The organism is Mucilaginibacter sp. (genome assembly GCF_965200995.1).
GTDB lineage: Bacteria > Bacteroidota > Bacteroidia > Sphingobacteriales > Sphingobacteriaceae > Mucilaginibacter.
Genome location: NZ_OZ241743.1, coordinates 1,426,836 through 1,443,877, shown reverse-complemented (window position 1 = coordinate 1,443,877; position 17,042 = coordinate 1,426,836). Strand labels below are relative to the sequence as shown.

15 protein-coding genes are annotated in these 17,042 nt (G+C 48.2%); 8 read left to right on the top strand and 7 right to left on the bottom strand.

All coding sequences use genetic code 11. The features are described 5' to 3' along the window. Positions 1 to 44: 44 nt before the first annotated feature. Genes ACY652_RS06845 through ACY652_RS06835 form a run of 3 tightly spaced genes read right to left on the bottom strand, consistent with a single transcriptional unit; the run spans position 45 to position 3,081 of the window. Entirely contained in the window at positions 45 to 527 is a 483-nt protein-coding gene (locus ACY652_RS06845; RefSeq protein WP_462267294.1) for a gliding motility lipoprotein GldH, read from the bottom strand. Further along, entirely contained in the window at positions 511 to 1,932 is a 1,422-nt protein-coding gene (locus tag ACY652_RS06840; RefSeq protein ID WP_462267293.1) for a PSP1 domain-containing protein, read from the bottom strand. The genes ACY652_RS06845 and ACY652_RS06840 overlap by 17 nt, the downstream gene beginning before the upstream one ends. Positions 1,933 to 1,938: 6 nt before the next feature. Then, positions 1,939 to 3,081 carry a DNA polymerase III subunit gene (locus tag ACY652_RS06835; RefSeq protein ID WP_462267292.1) on the bottom strand — a complete coding sequence of 381 codons (1,143 nt, stop codon included), beginning with the start codon at positions 3,079 to 3,081 and terminating at the stop codon, positions 1,939 to 1,941. Between the two features lie 348 nt (positions 3,082 to 3,429). Here ACY652_RS06835 and ACY652_RS06830 point away from each other — a divergent pair, with 348 nt between their 5' ends. Further along, positions 3,430 to 3,639: a hypothetical protein gene (locus tag ACY652_RS06830; RefSeq protein WP_462267291.1), complete on the top strand. Its 210-nt coding sequence runs from the start codon at positions 3,430 to 3,432 to the stop codon at positions 3,637 to 3,639. 739 nt (positions 3,640 to 4,378) lie between these two features. Then, on the top strand, positions 4,379 to 4,651 hold the full coding sequence (locus tag ACY652_RS06825) for a nuclear transport factor 2 family protein (RefSeq protein ID WP_462267290.1): 273 nt from the start codon (positions 4,379 to 4,381) through the stop codon (positions 4,649 to 4,651). Between the two features lie 68 nt (positions 4,652 to 4,719). Here the strand turns inward: ACY652_RS06825 and ACY652_RS06820 are convergent, their stop codons facing one another. Then, positions 4,720 to 5,202 carry a GNAT family N-acetyltransferase gene (locus ACY652_RS06820; RefSeq protein WP_462267289.1) on the bottom strand — a complete coding sequence of 161 codons (483 nt, stop codon included), beginning with the start codon at positions 5,200 to 5,202 and terminating at the stop codon, positions 4,720 to 4,722. A gap of 551 nt (positions 5,203 to 5,753) precedes the next feature. Here ACY652_RS06820 and ruvX point away from each other — a divergent pair. Together ruvX and ACY652_RS06810 are read left to right on the top strand one after the other, a co-directional pair. Beyond that, the gene (gene ruvX / locus ACY652_RS06815) at positions 5,754 to 6,173 is read left to right on the top strand and encodes a Holliday junction resolvase RuvX (RefSeq protein WP_462267288.1); all 420 of its coding nucleotides are present in this window, start codon (positions 5,754 to 5,756) and stop codon (positions 6,171 to 6,173) included. Between the two features lie 33 nt (positions 6,174 to 6,206). Beyond that, positions 6,207 to 6,734, top strand: a complete 528-nt coding sequence (locus ACY652_RS06810; protein WP_462267287.1) for a GNAT family N-acetyltransferase — start codon at positions 6,207 to 6,209, stop codon at positions 6,732 to 6,734. Positions 6,735 to 6,738: 4 nt separating this feature from the next. Here the strand turns inward: ACY652_RS06810 and ACY652_RS06805 are convergent, their stop codons facing one another. Then, on the bottom strand, positions 6,739 to 7,806 hold the full coding sequence (locus ACY652_RS06805) for a serine hydrolase domain-containing protein (RefSeq protein ID WP_462267286.1): 1,068 nt from the start codon (positions 7,804 to 7,806) through the stop codon (positions 6,739 to 6,741). Positions 7,807 to 8,057: 251 nt separating this feature from the next. Between ACY652_RS06805 and ACY652_RS06800 the strand changes: the two genes are divergently transcribed. Further along, complete coding sequence (locus tag ACY652_RS06800) at positions 8,058 to 9,893, top strand: ABC transporter ATP-binding protein (protein WP_462267285.1); 1,836 nt, start codon at positions 8,058 to 8,060, stop codon at positions 9,891 to 9,893. A gap of 124 nt (positions 9,894 to 10,017) precedes the next feature. On the opposite strand, the gene ACY652_RS06795 is transcribed toward ACY652_RS06800, so the two are convergent. Both ACY652_RS06795 and ACY652_RS06790 read right to left on the bottom strand, forming a co-directional pair. After that, positions 10,018 to 10,695 (bottom strand): porin family protein, encoded by a 678-nt coding sequence (locus tag ACY652_RS06795; protein ID WP_462267284.1) that lies wholly within the window; start codon positions 10,693 to 10,695, stop codon positions 10,018 to 10,020. Between the two features lie 187 nt (positions 10,696 to 10,882). Continuing rightward, a complete protein-coding gene (locus ACY652_RS06790; RefSeq protein ID WP_462267283.1) occupies positions 10,883 to 13,906 on the bottom strand; it encodes a glycosyltransferase family 117 protein in 3,024 nt (1,007 codons plus the stop codon). 260 nt (positions 13,907 to 14,166) lie between these two features. On the opposite strand from ACY652_RS06790, the gene ACY652_RS06785 reads away from it, so the two are divergent. The 3 genes from ACY652_RS06785 to ACY652_RS06775 all read left to right on the top strand — a co-directional run bounded on the left by ACY652_RS06785 (position 14,167) and on the right by ACY652_RS06775 (position 17,007). Next, on the top strand, positions 14,167 to 15,153 hold the full coding sequence (locus ACY652_RS06785) for a PAS domain S-box protein (protein ID WP_462267282.1): 987 nt from the start codon (positions 14,167 to 14,169) through the stop codon (positions 15,151 to 15,153). Positions 15,154 to 15,256: 103 nt separating this feature from the next. Further along, on the top strand, positions 15,257 to 16,048 hold the full coding sequence (locus tag ACY652_RS06780) for an NIPSNAP family protein (protein ID WP_462267281.1): 792 nt from the start codon (positions 15,257 to 15,259) through the stop codon (positions 16,046 to 16,048). 74 nt (positions 16,049 to 16,122) lie between these two features. After that, the gene (locus tag ACY652_RS06775) at positions 16,123 to 17,007 is read left to right on the top strand and encodes a sugar phosphate isomerase/epimerase family protein (RefSeq protein ID WP_462267280.1); all 885 of its coding nucleotides are present in this window, start codon (positions 16,123 to 16,125) and stop codon (positions 17,005 to 17,007) included. Positions 17,008 to 17,042: the final 35 nt, after the last annotated feature.

Genomic DNA, 17,042 nt, shown 5'->3' with positions numbered 1-17,042 from the left:
GCGGCGATTATTATTCAGCCACTCCAGTTCCCCCTTCAGGGGATTCAGGGGGCTACCTTTTCCACCCGCAAACCCACATCACTTACTTCTCTTAGCGGGTTGTTGCGCATATTCTGCTCTATTTCGAAGTGATAGGTGCCCCTGGCAGGGAAGTGATAATCCGTTTTAAACGGTATCTGGTAGCTGAACAGGTTGCCGCTGCCCTTGCCCAGCCATTCGCCGTCGGGATTGGCCAGTTTAAACTCGTAACGGGTATAGTGCGGTTTGCTGCCGGCCTTGCCTTCGCCTATCAGGGCGAACAGGTTGGCGTATTTATAATCGGCCGTAACACGCAGATTTAAATACAGGTTGTAGGCCACGGTGGTGTCCTCAATGGCTACATCGTACTTAATTTTGTTTACATAAGCCCAGTTAAGGTTATCAATACGGGCGTTTTGGTCAAGCACCGCATTGGCATCTGTGCAGCCTGCGGTTAGCAGGCTGCTACAACCCAAAAACACATATAAAATTTTAAGCGCCGCCTTCATTACGTGGAGGTTGCTGGTTATTACGGTTTTGCTGGTTCGGGTTGCGGTTACGGTTCCTGCGGTTATGATGCCGCTTATTGGCATTAGGCTGGTTGTTAGCGCCGCCTTCCCCGTCAGTTTGGGCACCCTCTACCGTTACTGTTTTTACGGTAGTTTCCTCAATGATTACCTTTTGTACCGGCGGCTTGCCTTGCTGCGGCTGTCGGCTGTCTCTCCTCTTTCCATCCTGCGGCTGCTGTTCGCCCTGGCGGCCATCCGGCTTTTTGCTTTTCTGTTTGCGGTTGTTATTATTATTCCGGTTACGATTGGCGCGATCATCCAGGCGGGTAAGGCTGTCCTGGCCTACTACGTTCTCGTAATCCAGTACCTTTTCCGGCTGTACCTGTTCAATTTGCAATTCGCCCAACTCGGCAGGTATCACGCCTTCCTTGTTCAGCTTTTGAATTTCCTTTACACGGGTGGTAGGCAGCACTATCCAGTTTTCGGCGCCGGGCAGGCTGAACCACATCAGGCGTTTAAAAATATCCGTTTTTTGCAGGCGGGCATCCCCCTGCTCGGTGCGCAGGATATGCACATTATCCGGGATGTGCTTCAGCGCATCCATGTAGGTATCCAGCTCGTAGTTGAGGCAGCATTTTAATTTACCGCACTGCCCGGCCAGCTTAAGCGTATTTAACGACAGGTTTTGATACCGTGCCGCCGCCGTAGATACCGTTTTAAAATCGGTAAGCCAGGTAGAGCAGCACAGCTCACGCCCGCAGGAGCCGATACCACCCAAACGGCTGGCCTCCTGCCGCATACCAATCTGCCGCATCTCGATACGGATGCGGAACGCCTCTGCCATTTTCTTGATCAGTTCCCTGAAATCCACCCGGCCTTCGGCTGTATAATAAAAGGTGGCCTTGGTTTTATCGCCCTGGTAATCCACATCGCTGAGTTTCATCGACAGGTTTAGTTCCAGCGCCAGCGTACGCGCCTTGTGCATGGTTTCCCACTCCAGGTCTTTGGCGGCCTTCCATTTGTCTACATCAGTGGGGGTAGCGCGGCGGAATATCTTTTTGGTTACATCGCCTTCCTTTACCCGGCGCTTTACCATCTGCATACGCACCAGTTCGCCGGTGAGCGATACGTGGCCGATATCGTACCCGCTGCCCGCAGGCGTTTCTACGGCTACCAGTTCGCCGTTTTCGAGGTAAATGTTATCCTGGTTTACATAGAAATCCTTACGCGAGCCCTTAAACTTGATTTCGACGATCTGAAAAGGCTTATAATTTGCCGGCATGTCCATGTGCGACAACCAGTCGTAAACATCTAATTTGCTGCAGCCGTTAGTGAGGCAGGCCCCGTTACTTTTGCAGCCGGCCGGCGTACATCCGCCACCGGTTGAGCAACTTCCACATCCCATAATTGGTTATATATATTGAGTCCCCGCAGGGAGCATTTTAAAGTGTAATATCTTAACAATCTGTAAAGATACATCTAAAAATAAGATTTTAGGGTTAGCATTGCGCTCTATATGGTAATGCGCCTTCTCCAGCACCGCGCTGATGGCCTCGGCCATAGGCAAATTAATAAAGGCCGTTAGCTTTTTAGCCGTTTCCAGCTCGGCGGCAGGCAGGTGCACCAGTTCTTCGGCGCCGGCCAGCAGCAGGCAGCACTCGCGCAGGTAGCTGATGCCGTAACGCAAAAAGTTCTTCTGGTTCTCTCGCCCGGCCTTGGCAATTTGCTCCACAAAGCCGCTCATGATGTCGGGCACCTTATTCACCACGCAGTTGCGCAGCCAGTTGATGAACGGCTGGTGGTAACCCTTGCCATCCTGCTGGTGCAGCAGCTGCAGGGCTTCGGTGAGGTTGCCGCTGCTCAGGTAGGCCGTTTCAGCGGCGGCAGGTTCCGTTTGCCCGCGTTTTATGAGTTCTGCCTTTACCTCCTCATAAGTTAAGGCCGGTATTTTAATGAGCTGCGTACGCGAGAGAATGGTATTGAGTATCTGCTCCTGGTTTTGCGCCACCAGCAGGAACAGCGTATTGGGCTGCGGCTCCTCGATGAGCTTGAGCAGCGTATTGCCTTCCTTGTCCAGGTATTCGGGCAGCCACAAGATCAGAATCTTATATGCCGACTCGAAAGGCTTCAGGCTGAGTTTTTTGATGATCTGGTGGCACTCGGCAATATTAATGTTGGCCTGTTTGTTATCCGCTTCGAGGTAACTGCGCCAGATGTCCATGCTTAGGTACGGTTGGGCGGTAAGCGCCTCGCGCCACTGCTCAATAAAGGATAGGGCCGTATCGTCCTTGTGCCTGGCGAAGAACGGGTACGAAAAATGCAGATCGGGGTGTACCAGTTTCTGGTATTTGCGGCAGGAGGCGCATACCCCGCAGGAGTCCTCCGGCTGCTGGTCCTCACAGCTTACATACTGGGCGTAGGCAATGGCCAGCGGCAAACTGCCCGACCCCTCCGGCCCCAAAAACAACTGCGCATGGCTTACCCGGTTCTCCCGAACGGTAGCCAGTAAACGTTGCTTAATGGCCTGCTGCCCCACTATGTCCCTAAACTGCATTGGGGCAAGATAAGCATTAGATGTGAGATGTTAGACAGGAGATTTGAGAGGGGTGGAGTATAGTTCCGGCAGGTGCTGATGTATATCAGCAATCCTCTCACTGGTTTAAGTCATCCTGCGGATGACTTAAATTTAATGATAAAGCCGGGGACTCCCGTCCGCCGTTATAGCAGCGCAGCAATGATTAAATAACAAACTATTGAAGGGTTGCAAAAGGTAGTGCATAAACCGTAGCGCTGGTGCGCTATTACGCATAGGAGTGCTGGATACCATATTGTAATTTAAGTCATCCTGCGGAAGACTTAAACCAGTGAGAGTTTCTACCTTTACAAATCGTCAAACACAACTATGTTACAAGAATTAAAGTTACTCGCTATTTTTCTGATCATCTTAGGCATAGCTATGTTATACATAGGTGCAGACGCCTTTACAGGTGGAATAAATTGGTTTGCTTATAATTTCGGTAAATTCAGTTTCTTTGCCTGGCTTCCCACTTTATTATTTGGCATTGGGCTTTATTCAGATTATAAAAATAAAAAGCGTAAATCTCAGCGTTGATTTCATACAATAAAAGTGATGTTTTGAGAAATTGAAATATAGTTTTGCATGAAAAACATGTTAGGCCACGCGGCCTTATTTGCCTTACCAGTGATTTGTACTTATATTCTCTATCGAGTAATTTACTTCTTATTATCGGTCATGCCTGATAACGGGTTCAGACGTACCCTTACTTCAAACTCGGGAAAGCAATACATTATAGTTGGTTTAGCAATTATTTCAGTCTATTTGCTCCTCAAGAGATTTGAACGATAAACCTGGTGTATTAAACGGTCGTTTTGTGGGATTGCAAGACAGGAAGGGTTTTACCAGTGGTGCGGTACCTTCACCATAAGCATTCAGAAGAACTGAAACTGCATCAAAATGCACAACCAAAAGCTCTAAAAAGTGTAAACCCTGCTTTTTTTCAATAGGTTGACTGTCAATATCTTAAGCACTATTTTTTTTGAAAAGTGTAAACTTTGCCTTTACACTTTTTAGCGTCGATAAGGGAGGTATATTACCCTTAGCCGAAAGGCTGCAATTAGTAATGCCGAAACCTGTTTCAGCATAATGTGAAGAGGGCAGTGTAACTAAAAAGCCTCCCGAGCACTGGTGGTGGTATCGCCGCACCACAGGCGAAAATCGTTTCAGTAAAGGGTTGATGATACTTGCACAAACCGATTAATTTTAAGTATTTGCCGCACCCCCGCTTAACAACATCAGTATATGGAATCACCCTACTGGCCGCTTATTGAACATGAACCCCGATGTGCACTGGCCTAAGGCTTTTGAAGGCGGCCATGTGGTCGGCTTCGATGAGGTGAGAAAGTACTGGACCCGGCAGTGGAGCGAAATTAACCCTGTGGTTGAGCCGCAATCACTAACTGAACGCCCGGATGGCAGGTTTGAAGTCAAGGTGCATCAGCTGGTTAAAGACCTGGAGGGGAACGTTATGTTTGACGGGACTGTAAACCATGTATACACTTTCAGGAGCAATCTGATTGCCGGTATGGATGTGGAAGTTGCTTAACTCCCTTCATTTTTTACCTCCTGTAAAATAACCATTTGCGCAAAGCCGATGCTGCCGGCAGGGTTTTGTCAGGCGAGTTGGTAAATAAACTCCTCTGTTTCTGCCTGCCGTGCATTGGCAAAGCCCTTGTCTGTCCCTGTTTTTATAAAACCGGCCTTTTCCAATACCTTTTGCGAACCCAGGTTATCAAAGGCAACCCGCCCGAAAATGGGCCGGGCCGGTTCCATCGTCAGGAGCTTTTTAAGGGCTGCTGTGGCCACACCTTTGTTCCAAAATTTCCTGTCCACCCAATAGGTAATTTCCGCTTTACCCTCCATCTCAAATTTTGCGATGCTCCCGGCAATGGTGTTGTTCACCAGGATGGTCTGGTTATTTATAGCCGGGTCGTTAATCAGTTTGATGTACTTTTGCATATAGACGGTTTTGTCTGTCGGGTCTTTTGGAGTGAAAGCCGCCAGGTAGCTGGCTTCCGGGTCAAGCTGAAAGAGGAACAATGTTTCCAGATCAGCAACTGTGGTTGGGCGTAATAGGATTTGGATAGGGTCTGTCATTTCTGTTTTATTGCTTGTGGTTGGCTGTACTACAGCCCTTGTTAATATGCTATGCAAGTTACCTGCTTATAGCGGTAATTAAATATCCAGCCTGCCCTGGCTTTAAGGAGATGATTTCCTGAAACATTACCCATTAATGCAGGTTGTATTTTAAAATAATAGTTATGTCCATTTTATTTACTGGTACAGCAGTTGGCTTACTCATGATGATAGGCGTTTTTCTTATTATACGGCAAACAATCCGGCAAAGTAAGCAGCGTGAAAGAGATAAGGTCAATAATAATGATCAATCTAAATAAAAGGCAGTTCCTTTTAAATGATTGCCTTCTATGCTGTGTAGTTGTTTAAGTGTGGGTTAGCTATCCAGCTTTTATCTCCTAAACGCTACTGCTATATCTGTTATTCAGTCACAAACCCGGCAACTTAGCCTATCATCCTTTCCATTGCCAATTAAACAGACAAGGAAGCCAAAGTAACTGATAAACTGATATTCCTCCGCTTTACCGCTATCTTCGCACTCAAATCTCCCATCTAACATCACAAATCTAAATATGCGGGTAATGGCTTTTGATTATGGTACCAAACGTATCGGCATAGCGGTGACCGACCCGCTGCAGCTGATTGCCACAGCGCTGGATACCATCCACCCCAGCCAGGTGCTGGAGTACCTGAAAAAGTACCTGCAAGCCGAGCCGGTAGAACGCTTTGTGGTAGGGGAGCCGAAGCAAATGGACGGCACGCCCTCGCAATCGGCCCCGCATGTAAAGGGCTTTGCCAACCTGCTGAAAAAAACCTTCCCCGCCATACCCGTAGAAATGCTGGATGAGCGCTTTACTTCCAAAATGGCCTCCGCCGCCATATTGCAAAGCGGTATGAAAAAGTCCGACCGGCGCAACAATAAGGGCCTGGTAGATACGGTTTCGGCCACCATCCTGCTGCAATCATGGATGGAGCGGCAGGCGTATTTGTAAAACTGTATTTAAAACGGCGCAATAAAGCAGCTCATGAAAATCTGTGTTGAAACGCAACGACTCATACTAAGGGAACTTTTACCTGAAGATGCCGAAGATATGTTGGCTCTAAACAGTGATCCGGAAGTGATGCGCTATTTAGGTAATAAGCCAATTACTACGTTAAGCGAAGCTATTGCAGCCATAGATGTTATTAAGGCACAGTATGAAGCTTATGGCATTGGCAGATGGGCAGTAATAGAAAAAGTATCACAACAATTTATTGGCTGGGCGGGCCTGAAGTGGCATACTGATGAAGTGAATGGGCACAGCAATTATTTCGATGTGGGCTACCGGCTAATTAAACACTACTGGGGCAAAGGCTATGCTACTGAGGCAGCCAAAGCTTCAATGCAATACGGGTTTAACCAGCTGCAACAGGAGGTTTTGTATGCAATGGCTGATGTTAATAACACGGCTTCTGTACATGTACTTACAAAGGCCGGTTTTATTAAGCAAAATACACTGATGTATGAAGGCAGCTTGTGCTACTGGTTTAAGGCTGTTGCATCCGCCGGTTAAACTGTTATTCCAGTTCTTTAAAAACAGCGTTTGCTACATCTTCCACAAACTGACTGTCCTGATGGTCGGATAACACCACCACGCCCAGTTTTTTACGGGTACTGAACCGCAGCAGTGAGGAATTGCCAAAGGTATCGCCGCTCTTTTCCAGGTAATCAGGGAAGATATCCCAGCCCAAACCGATCACATGCTTATCATCGCTGTGAAACCGCTGGTGGGTAAGCGCTACGGCTTTGCGTGCCATTACCGGCGGGTTAAGCTGGTACTGCACATACTTCAACATATCCATTGCGTTGGAGCGCAGTCCGCCGGCAGGGGCAATGGCATTTGCTACTATAACAGGCTGCGGCTGCCCTTTACTATCAAAGCGCCCAGCCACATTACGGCTGCTGTAAGCTGATAGCCGGGTATGCGTTAACTGCAACGGCGTAAGCAGCTGGCGCTGCAGCAACTGCGCATAGGTGGTATGTGCAGATTGCTGCAGGATAAGCCCCAGCAGCGCATAAGCATAATTATTGTACTGGTAAGTGCCGTAACCGTTTAAAGCGGTGGTTTTGTTAAGTATCTGGTAAATATAGGCCGGGGTGGTTAAACTGAACGGCTGCACAGGATTTTGCTTGAACAGGGCATTGATGTACTCATCATTACTCAGGTTAGGCAGGCCCGACTGGTGCGAGGCCAGATCGGTAATTTTTACCTTGTGGCGTAAGTCGGGACGCAGTTTTACCTGGACCGGCAAGTAAGCATCCATATAAGCATTTTGGCTGATGCGGTGATTAACCATTTGCTGTGCCAGCAGTAGCCCGGTAAAGGTTTTGGTTACCGAGCCTACCTCAAATAAAGTGGCGCTGTCTACCGGTAAATCTGACCCGGCCCGCCGGCCCGAATGAATAAAGTAGATATGCCTGCCGTTGATGATGCCGATGCTTACCCCGTAATCATCGTGCTTATACAACGGGCTTTTATGAAACAGGCTGTGGCCGAACAACAGTTCTTTCAGGCGGGCCTCTTCGGTTTGGGCTTGTGCCTTAATGGTAACCAAAATCAGCAACAGCAGGAGCAGCTTTTTCATGATGCAAGTATAACGGTAAAACAACGCCGGAATTTCAGTATCCTTATTAAAGTTGTATAAGTAGGATGCTTGTAAAGTAGTTTTATTACAGCCGGGCAGAACTAAAAAGTTTATGGAGCATTTTGCGTTAAGTATTCACTGTTTCGCAGTAAAGTGGTTTAAACTGTAAGTTTTGTCATAAAACGCCGGCATATTCAGGCTGCTTGTCTGTTGCGGCTATTCTTAGTAGTTTTGCAGGCTTACTCATTTAAATGAAAACTTATTTCAGGCTGCTTTCCTTTGCTAAACCCATTGAAAAGTTTGCCATCCCTTATATTATTGCCACCCTGTTTGCTGTAATTTTTAATACGCTTAACCTGGCGCTGCTGGCCCCATTACTGCAAACGCTGTTTTCTAATGACAATAATGCGCAAATACAAGCTACCGTACAGGCGGGCGCACCATCGGTAACCAACTTATCCAGCTTTTTTACTTATTATGTTGATGTGGTGATCAGCAAATATGGTACCTGGGGCGCCCTGCAGTTTGTGTGCGGTATTATCATTGTTTCGGTTGTACTGGCTAACGTATTCCGCTACCTGGCGCAGCGCATTATGGAAAACATGCGGGCGCATACGCTGCTTAACCTGCGCCGGGCTGTGTTCAATAACGTAATGGATTTACACCTGGGCTATTTCAGTAATGAACGCAAAGGCGATATCATTTCCAAAATAGCATCAGATGTGCAAACGGTGCAGTTTACCGTAACCGGCACCCTGCAGGTAATATTTAAGGAGCCGCTGCAGCTGATTGCTTACATGGTTACCCTGATTGCCATTTCGCCGAAGCTTACCTTATATTCACTGCTGGTTATACCGGTATCGGGTTTTATTATTTCGCGCATTGTAAGGCGGCTTAAGGCGCAGGCGGTGGCTGCGCAGCAGCGCTATGGCATGATGATCAGTTACCTGGATGAAGCGCTGGGCGGCATAAAAATTATCAAAGCCTTCAATGCCACCAGTTACATTAAGCACCGGTTTGATGCGGAAAACCAGGAATATACCAATATTACCAAAGCTATGGCCAGGCGGCAGCAAATGGCCTCGCCGGTATCAGAGGCATTGGGTGTAATTATGGTAGCCTGCATTGTGCTGTATGGGGGTTATCTGGTCATCAATCACCAGTCGGCGCTTACGCCGGCAGCCTTTATCGGCTATATCGCCTTATTTTCGCAGTTGATGCGGCCGGCTAAGGCCATTTCTGATTCCTTCAGCGGCATCCACTCCGGTATTGCCGCCGGCGAGCGGGTGCTGGAGCTGGTAGATGTAAAGCCGCAAATCACTGATGCGCCCGGCGCAACCGAACTGCCCGGCTTTAACCAGGAACTAAGCTTCGAAGATGTATCTTTTGCCTATGGCGAAAAGCAGGTACTGCAAAACATTAACCTTACCATAGAAAAAGGAAGAACCATAGCCCTGGTGGGCCCTTCGGGCGGAGGTAAAACTACGCTGATGGATCTGATCCCGCGGTTTATTGAGCCGCAGGCCGGGGCCATAAAGGTAGACGGCCACAATATCAATGCGGTAACCGCGCATTCGTTACGGGCATTAATGGGCGTAGTAAATCAGGAATCTATCCTGTTCAATGACAGTATTTATAATAATATAGCCTTTGGTAAGCCCGGCGCTACACCCGAAGAGGTGGAAGCCGCCGCGCGGATTGCCAACGCGCATCATTTTATCATGCAAAGCGAGCAGGGCTACCAAACCAATGTGGGCGACCGCGGCACCAAGCTGTCGGGCGGGCAGAAGCAGCGCATCAGCATTGCGCGGGCGGTATTAAGCAACCCGCCCATTATGCTGCTGGATGAAGCCACTTCGGCACTGGATACCGAATCGGAAAAGCTGGTGCAGGAGGCGCTGAACAACCTGATGAAGAACCGCACCTCGCTCATTATTGCCCACCGCCTGAGCACCATACAAAGTGCAGATAGGATTATAGTGCTGGAAAGCGGCAGAATAGCAGAGCAGGGTACCCATACCCAGCTGATGCAAGCCGGCGGCCTGTACCGTAAGCTAATTGATATGCAGACATTCACGGAAGAATAGAAGCAGGAAACAAGAGGCAAGAATCAAGATTTGCTTAAACAAAAAATGCAGACCTAATAGATAGTGTCTGCATTTTGCCTGTAGCAAATCTTGATTCTTGCCTCTTGTTTCCTGCTTCTATGCTTCAGAACTTAAAGCCCAAACCAAACTGCCAAACCGAGTTACGATAAGTTGGTTCGTCAGAATAGCCGTTAGGGTTGTTTTCCGAGAAGTCGATAGTATAACGGGCGCGTAGCTCTACGTTAGTGTTCAGGTCTACGCTGGCACCTATTACGCCGCCAATAAAGCTTTTGTCGCCATTGTAATTATACTTTTCCTCATAAGTAGGTGTAAACCCGTTATAATAGGTATTACGGGTAGACAGCAGGAACGAAAACTGCGGGCCTAACAACAGATTAAAGGCAGGGGCCAGTTTAAATTTAGCCAATACCGGCACATCAATAAAATTGCTGCGCTGGGCAAAGCTGCCATAGCGGGTATCGGCACGGTAGCCTTTCTGCGAATACAATACCTCGGGCGCAATAGAAAAGGGGTACGCCACCGGGATATCAAATATCAAACCGGCGTTAAAGCCTACCTTGCTGCGGGTGTTAAAGTTATCATAATCCCGGCTTACAATATCCGAAATATTTACGTTGCCGGTTAACCCTACACGCGGCTTGTAAAAATTATCCGAGCGGCGCTGCTCACGGTATATTACCGTTGGGCGGCGGTAGCGCGGCGGCCCAGGCCTGCGGTAATACTGCGCATCTGCGGCTCCTGCCATCAGCAGGACCATCGCCATAAAGAAAAGTTTTTTCATACTGATTATTCTTTTTTTGAATTACAGTATAGATGTACCTTCTTCCAATAGGTTTACTTGCATCTCAAAAATAAATTAATGTTAAAAAATTGATCATAACTGCAACTTATCATTATAAGCCAAAAACGCTCCTGCAACACAAGGCTGCAGGAGCGTTTTTTACACTCTTTGTGTTTAAGCAAACTGCTTACTGCCGCATCAGGCTGGCAAACTTGTTTTCATAATCCAGCAGCTGGCTTTCCAGTTGCGCACCGAGGCGGGCCTGCTGATTGGCTTTGGTTACACTGGCCAGGCTGTTTAACACATACAGGTTATTCTGCACTTCCTGTGCGTTAACCGGCCCGTTGTTTTGCAGCTGATTATGGTAGTAGTTCAACTGCTCGGTTACATAAGTATGCAGGCCGTTTACCAGCTTGTTGCCTAAAGCGGCATACTTTAATTTGTAGGCCGAATCTGCTAAAAATACCTTGCTTTCGGCCACCCGCAGGTTAGGCGTAATTTCGGGCAGTACCTGCTCGTATTTATGCAGTGCATTTAACGCCAGTTTGGGCTGATGATCATGCAGCAGTCCGCGGGTTACATCGGCAAAGGCGGTTACCAGCAACGGGTAAGCCACATTGCGCGATTCGGCATCAAGGTAACGGGCGTGTTTAAAGTTGCCCCATTTAAATTTGTTTACCACATTGTGGTACATCACCAGGCTGTTTACCGGCGGCAAACCGGCAGCTGTAGCCGCCGTATCTTTTTGCAGCGGTAACAGGCGGTTGGCCAGCCCCTCGCGGTACAGGTAGGGCTGCAAGCCAATCTGCAGGGAAGAACTCATGGGGTCAACAAAGCAGATAGGGCGTTTCCAGTGGTTGTGCGCCAGCATATCTATCAGCGCCAGCCGCTCCTTGGTCATATTGTCGGCGTTGTAGGTCCATTCCATATTGCGGGTTAACTTGGGCTGCTGTGCCGGTGTGACTACCTGGTTTTGCATCACCTCCCCTGCATCAACACTCAGCTTAAAGTTTTTGGTAGGCAGGTAATTACCCGACTCGCCGTTCTGAAACTGTACCTGTGCCTGCGGATTGTCGGAGGTAATGAAATCGAATATATCCTTTACCTCAACGCTGCCTTTCAGGCTGGCATCGCTGTAAGGCAGGTAGTCGCGCACACCGGTTTTATACTGGTCATACGTCATGGTGATAGGTAGGGCCGCCGCCTTGTTAATGGGGTGCTGCATCTGGCGTATGCTCCAATCGGCCCCTAACAAGCTCATGTTTACAATACGTACATCGGGCCGTAAATTTTCTACTTCCTGTATGTACCATAAGGCATAGGTCTGGTTATCGCCTTCGGTAAACAAAATGGCATTCTTGGGGCAGGAGATGAGATAGTTATAAGCCATATCATGAGCCGTCCACTTGGTAGAGCGGTCATGGCCGGGCCATTCCTTACCGGCCATCAGCACGGGTGCAGCCAGCAGGCACAGCCCGGTTGCCATTACCGCTGCCAGTTGCGGCGCGGCGCGTTTACGTAACAGTTCGGCTAAAGCAATTACCCCGATACCGATCCAGATGGCAAAGGCATAAAAAGAACTCACATAGGAGTAATCGCGCTCGCGGGGCTGTACCGAGGGCTGATTGACATATAACACAATGGCTAAACCGGTAAAAAAGAACAGCAGGCCAATTATCAGTGCATCTTTTTTATTGCGCTTAATGTGATAGCCCAATCCTAATAAGCCGATAAACAGCGGCAGGGCATACAGCGGTGCATAGTTGGTATCGTTTAATATAGAGGCCGGAATATTGCGGCTATGATCAAACCAGCCGGTGGTCCAGTTGCCTTTAATGCTGTTGGTATCCGTTTGGCCCTCCAGATCATCCTGACTGTAACGGCCTGCAAAATTCCATAAAAAGTAACGCCAGTACATGGTATACATCTGCCAGCTCAGCATCCATTTAATATTATCTGTAAAGGCAGGCGCCTGCTCATTGCTCATGCCCAGCCACTGGCGGTAAAACTGCGGGTCACTGCTATCGCTGCTGTACAGGCGGGGTAAAAGGGTATTATGGTCAAATACATACTCCTGCGTTTTGCCATAGTTTTCATACTTGGCTTTACCCCTGCGGTACAGGGTGGTACCATCCTTTATTTCTGTCAGCTTGCCATCAAAATACTGTCCGTACAGTAACGGGGCCGATGGGTATTGGATACGGTTTAAATAGCCATACAGAATGAAAGCATTATCAGGATGAGCATTATTGAGGTTGGTTCCGGCCGCTGCCCGTATCGGGATGTACATAAACGAGCTGTTGCCCAGGTAAATGAACACTACGCAAAGTAATGCCAGGTTAAGCGCATACCTGCGTTTGCGTATGCTGTAAACTATACCGGCAACCAGTATACCTGCCAGCAACGCTAAGAAAACGAATGCCCCGCTGCCAAAGCCCAGCCCCAAGGAGTTCACAAAAAACAAATCGAAGTAGGCGGCCAGCTTTATGGTATAGGTACGTATGCCAAACTGCACCAGGGCCAGTATGCCAACGCCGGTCATAAACGCCAGAAAACCGCTTTTAAAATTATGTTGCTTATACCGCTTAAAGTAATACACCATAGCCAGCGCCGGAATGGTAAGCAGGTTGAGTAAATGTATGCCGATAGACAGGCCGATCATGTAGGCAATAAAAATAAGCCAGCGGTCGGCGCCGGGTTCATCGGCGTGGGCCTCCCATTTCAGTATCGCCCAGAATACCACCGCCGTGCAAAAGGCGGATAAGGCGAATACAATGGTTTCTACCGCCGAGAACCAGAAGGTATCGCTAAAGGTAAAGGCCAGCGCCCCGGTAAGCCCTGCACCCATAATCAGGGTGAGCTGATAGGTAGTAAGCGGTGTTGTTTTGTCTTTAACCATCAGCTTTCGGGCCAGGGCCGTTATAGTCCAGAACAGGAACATAATGGTAGCACCGCTGGCCAGGGCCGACAGTAAATTGGTAAAATAAGGCACCTTAGCCGTATTGCCTAATGAAAGCAGGGAGATTACCTTGCCCAGCATGGCAAACAGCGGGTAACCCGGCTGGTGCGATACCTGCAGGCGGTAGGCGCAGGCAATAAACTCGCCGCAGTCCCAAAAGCTTACCGAAGGCTCCAGGGTAAGCACATAGGTAGCCGTAGCCACGGCGAAGCATAGCCAGCCCAGCCCGTTGTTAATTTTGTGATAATGCATATCAAGATGGTGTAAAAGTGTTGGCGATAGTTAAGTCCTTTTTTCAAAAGTGGGCTTTAAGGCCGGCAACTCCCTGAGGATTAACATTTTTTAACAAATTTTAACGTTTACCCTTTATTTGCTTAACTTATGAACAGTTAGCTGCGTATACTGATGGAGATTGCCGGAAACGATTACGTGTTTCCCGGCAGTGTTAAACGTTGATGGAACAACCTTAAGCCGTAACTTTAACCTGATTAATTTATTCTTTCACCTGATAAATGCTGAAGCTCGGTGTTGATTTTGAGGTTCTGTTTTCTGCAAATCCGCAGCCGCTGCTGATTTTTGATCCGGAAACATTACAAGTGCTGAATGTAAATGAAGCTGCCTGCGCCCAATACGGTTATTGCAGGGAAGATTTTCTGCAGCTCACCGTTAAGGACATACGCCCGGCAAATGAGATTGAAGCGCTTAATGAGGCGCTGAAAGATTTATCGGGCGACCGGATGGTGAAGCAGTCATTTACGCACCTGCGCAATAACGGCGAAATTATTAACGTAGAAGTTCTTTCCTATGCAGTTATGCACGATGGCAAACCGGCCCGCCTGGTGGTACCTATTGATGTTACCGAACGTTTACTGAACAAGCACCGGCTGGAAACTGCGCTGGCAAAGATGGAAAACACGCTGGAAAGTATCAGCGATGGTCATTTTACGCTCAGCAGGGATGGAACGGTATACTCCTGGAATAAGGCAGCCGAGCAGCTTACCGGGGTAAGCCGGGAAAATATGCTGCATCAGAATTTCTGGCAGATGATTCCATTGGCAGCTCAATCTGCTTTTTATACCCATTTCTTACACACACTTGTAGGCGAGGAGCCACTGAAATTTGAAGAATATTTTTCCGACAATGATAAGTGGTTTTATACCTCCATGCGTAAATCAGACGAAGGGGTGGATATCTACTTTCAGGACATCACCGAAATTAAGCGGCAGCAGAAAGAGCTGAAACTTAAAAACCAGCGGCTGGAAGAAGTGGCTTATTTTAATTCGCATGAACTGCGCCGTCCGGTGGCCAATATTATGGGCCTGTATCATTTACTCCATACCGCCGATCAAACCTCCTGTACAGACATCAGGGAAATTATTGACAAGATTATGGTTTCCTGCCGGGATATTGATGCCGTAATTCAACGTATCGACCAGGCGCAGCCTGTGCCTGCCGTTAACAGAAGTAATGATTCGGCTGCTGCCATCAATGCGCTGTAACAGCAGGCAAGCTTAAAAACAGTTTCCCTGAAAAGAAATTTGGGCGTTGGTGTTTGAGCTACACAATAAACCCTTACATTAGGGCACCCAATTACCTGTTTTCATGAAAAGACGTTCATTCGTAAAAACGGCTGCCTTAACTGGCGCGGTAGCCGGTATTGCGCCTTCGCTTACAACGGCCATGCCTGTAAAGCATACAGATACTGAGTTTTATGAGCTGCGCATCTATCACCTTAAAAACCAGTACCAGCAGCAATTGACAGAAAATTACTGGGCCACTGCGGCTATACCGGCCTATAACCGCCACGGCAGTAAAACTATCGGTGTATTTACCGAAGTAAAGCCCGATGGACAAACCCGCCTGTTTGTACTTATCCCTTATGCCGGTTTAGATGCCTTTGGCAAACTGCCCGCCCTGCTGGCCGCCGATAACGATTATCAGCAAAAAGCGGCGGCCTACCTTGCGGCCCCGGCAGATAACCCGGCGTACGAGCGCATTGAAAGCTCGTTGATGAAAGCCTTCCCGCACTCGCCGCAAATTGCGGCACCCGGCCAGAAGCCGCGCATATTTGAACTGCGCCAGTACGAAAGCGCTACCGAAAATGCCGGCAAAAGCAAAATACACATGTTTGATGAGGATAAAGAGGCCGACTTGTTCCGCTCCCTGGGCTTCAGGCCGGTGTTTTTTGCCGAAACCCTGATCGGTACCCAACGGCCAAACCTTACCTATATGATCACGTTTGATGATATGGCCGCGCATGACCGACTGTGGAAAATCTTTGCCAACAGCCCGGAGTGGAAGCAGTTGAGCAGCATACCGCATTACGCGGATAAACTCATTGTATCGCATATTACCTCTACCCTGTTAAACCCTGCGGCCTGTTCGCAAGTTTAACTGCTATGTTACTTTCGGATACCGTTATATTCAGCTACCTTTAACTAACCAACTGTAAAACTAAATATAAACTCATGACTACCAGACGTTCCTTCCTTAAATCGTCGGCCCTGCTGTCGGCCGGTATGCTGGCTGCGCCAAACCTGATGGCGGCTTACAAACATAAATATATTGGCCTGCAATTATATACAGTGCGTGATGCCATGCAAAAAGACCCGCTGGGCACACTGGCCCGTTTGGCTAAATTAGGTTATAACTCTGTGGAAGGCGCTACCTATACCGGCGATCAGAAGTTTTATGGCATGGAGCCTAAAGCGTTTGCTAAAGTATTAAAGCAAAACGGGCAGATTATGCCCAGCAGCCATTATCGTTTGGGTAAAGAACAAATCAACGGCGAATCGCAAAAAGGTACCATTATGCGCGATTGGGACAAGGCGGTTGATGATGCCGATGCCGTGGGCGTAAAATATATGGTATGCGCCTATCTGTCGCCCAATGAGCGCGGTAATATGGACGATTATAAAGTAATTGCCGACCAGCTGAATAAAGCCGGAGAGCGCTGCAAACAGTCGGGCATACAATTGTGCTACCATAACCACGATTTTGAATTTGTGGCACAAGGGGGCCAGCTGCCTTACGATATGCTGCTGGCTACCGATAAAAACCTGGTAAAGATGGAGCTGGACTTGTTCTGGGCTACCAAGGCCGGGCAAGATCCGATTGCGCTGTTTAACAAGCACCCCGGCCGTTTCCCGCTGTGGCATGTAAAGGATATGGACCGCACCCCACCGCACATGTTTACCGAAGTGGGTAACGGTACTATTGATTTTAAACGCATCTTTAAAGAAGCTAATAAGGCCGGCCTCAAATACTTCTTTGTAGAGCAGGACCGCACCCCCGGAGATCCGTTTATAAGTGTTACGCAAAGCATCAGCTACATTAAAAAGAACCTGATATAAGGCCATATCTTTAAAGCGCATTCCTTACTTAAGGG

Bases quoted from the DNA above. Each gene is read 5' to 3' on its own strand.
- ACY652_RS06820 (WP_462267289.1), bottom strand. From the start codon at position 5,202: ATGACAGACCCTATCCAAATCCTATTACGCCCAACCACAGTTGCTGAT.
- ACY652_RS06825 (WP_462267290.1), top strand. From the start codon at position 4,379: ATGAACCCCGATGTGCACTGGCCTAAGGCTTTTGAAGGCGGCCATGTG.
- ACY652_RS06805 (WP_462267286.1), bottom strand. From the start codon at position 7,806: ATGAAAAAGCTGCTCCTGCTGTTGCTGATTTTGGTTACCATTAAGGCA.
- ACY652_RS06775 (WP_462267280.1), top strand. From the start codon at position 16,123: ATGACTACCAGACGTTCCTTCCTTAAATCGTCGGCCCTGCTGTCGGCC.
- ACY652_RS06830 (WP_462267291.1), top strand. From the start codon at position 3,430: ATGTTACAAGAATTAAAGTTACTCGCTATTTTTCTGATCATCTTAGGC.
- ruvX (WP_462267288.1), top strand. From the start codon at position 5,754: ATGCGGGTAATGGCTTTTGATTATGGTACCAAACGTATCGGCATAGCG.
- ACY652_RS06845 (WP_462267294.1), bottom strand. From the start codon at position 527: ATGAAGGCGGCGCTTAAAATTTTATATGTGTTTTTGGGTTGTAGCAGC.
- ACY652_RS06795 (WP_462267284.1), bottom strand. From the start codon at position 10,695: ATGAAAAAACTTTTCTTTATGGCGATGGTCCTGCTGATGGCAGGAGCC.
- ACY652_RS06810 (WP_462267287.1), top strand. From the start codon at position 6,207: ATGAAAATCTGTGTTGAAACGCAACGACTCATACTAAGGGAACTTTTA.
- ACY652_RS06790 (WP_462267283.1), bottom strand. From the start codon at position 13,906: ATGCATTATCACAAAATTAACAACGGGCTGGGCTGGCTATGCTTCGCC.
- ACY652_RS06835 (WP_462267292.1), bottom strand. From the start codon at position 3,081: ATGCAGTTTAGGGACATAGTGGGGCAGCAGGCCATTAAGCAACGTTTA.
- ACY652_RS06800 (WP_462267285.1), top strand. From the start codon at position 8,058: ATGAAAACTTATTTCAGGCTGCTTTCCTTTGCTAAACCCATTGAAAAG.
- ACY652_RS06840 (WP_462267293.1), bottom strand. From the start codon at position 1,932: ATGGGATGTGGAAGTTGCTCAACCGGTGGCGGATGTACGCCGGCCGGC.
- ACY652_RS06785 (WP_462267282.1), top strand. From the start codon at position 14,167: ATGCTGAAGCTCGGTGTTGATTTTGAGGTTCTGTTTTCTGCAAATCCG.
- ACY652_RS06780 (WP_462267281.1), top strand. From the start codon at position 15,257: ATGAAAAGACGTTCATTCGTAAAAACGGCTGCCTTAACTGGCGCGGTA.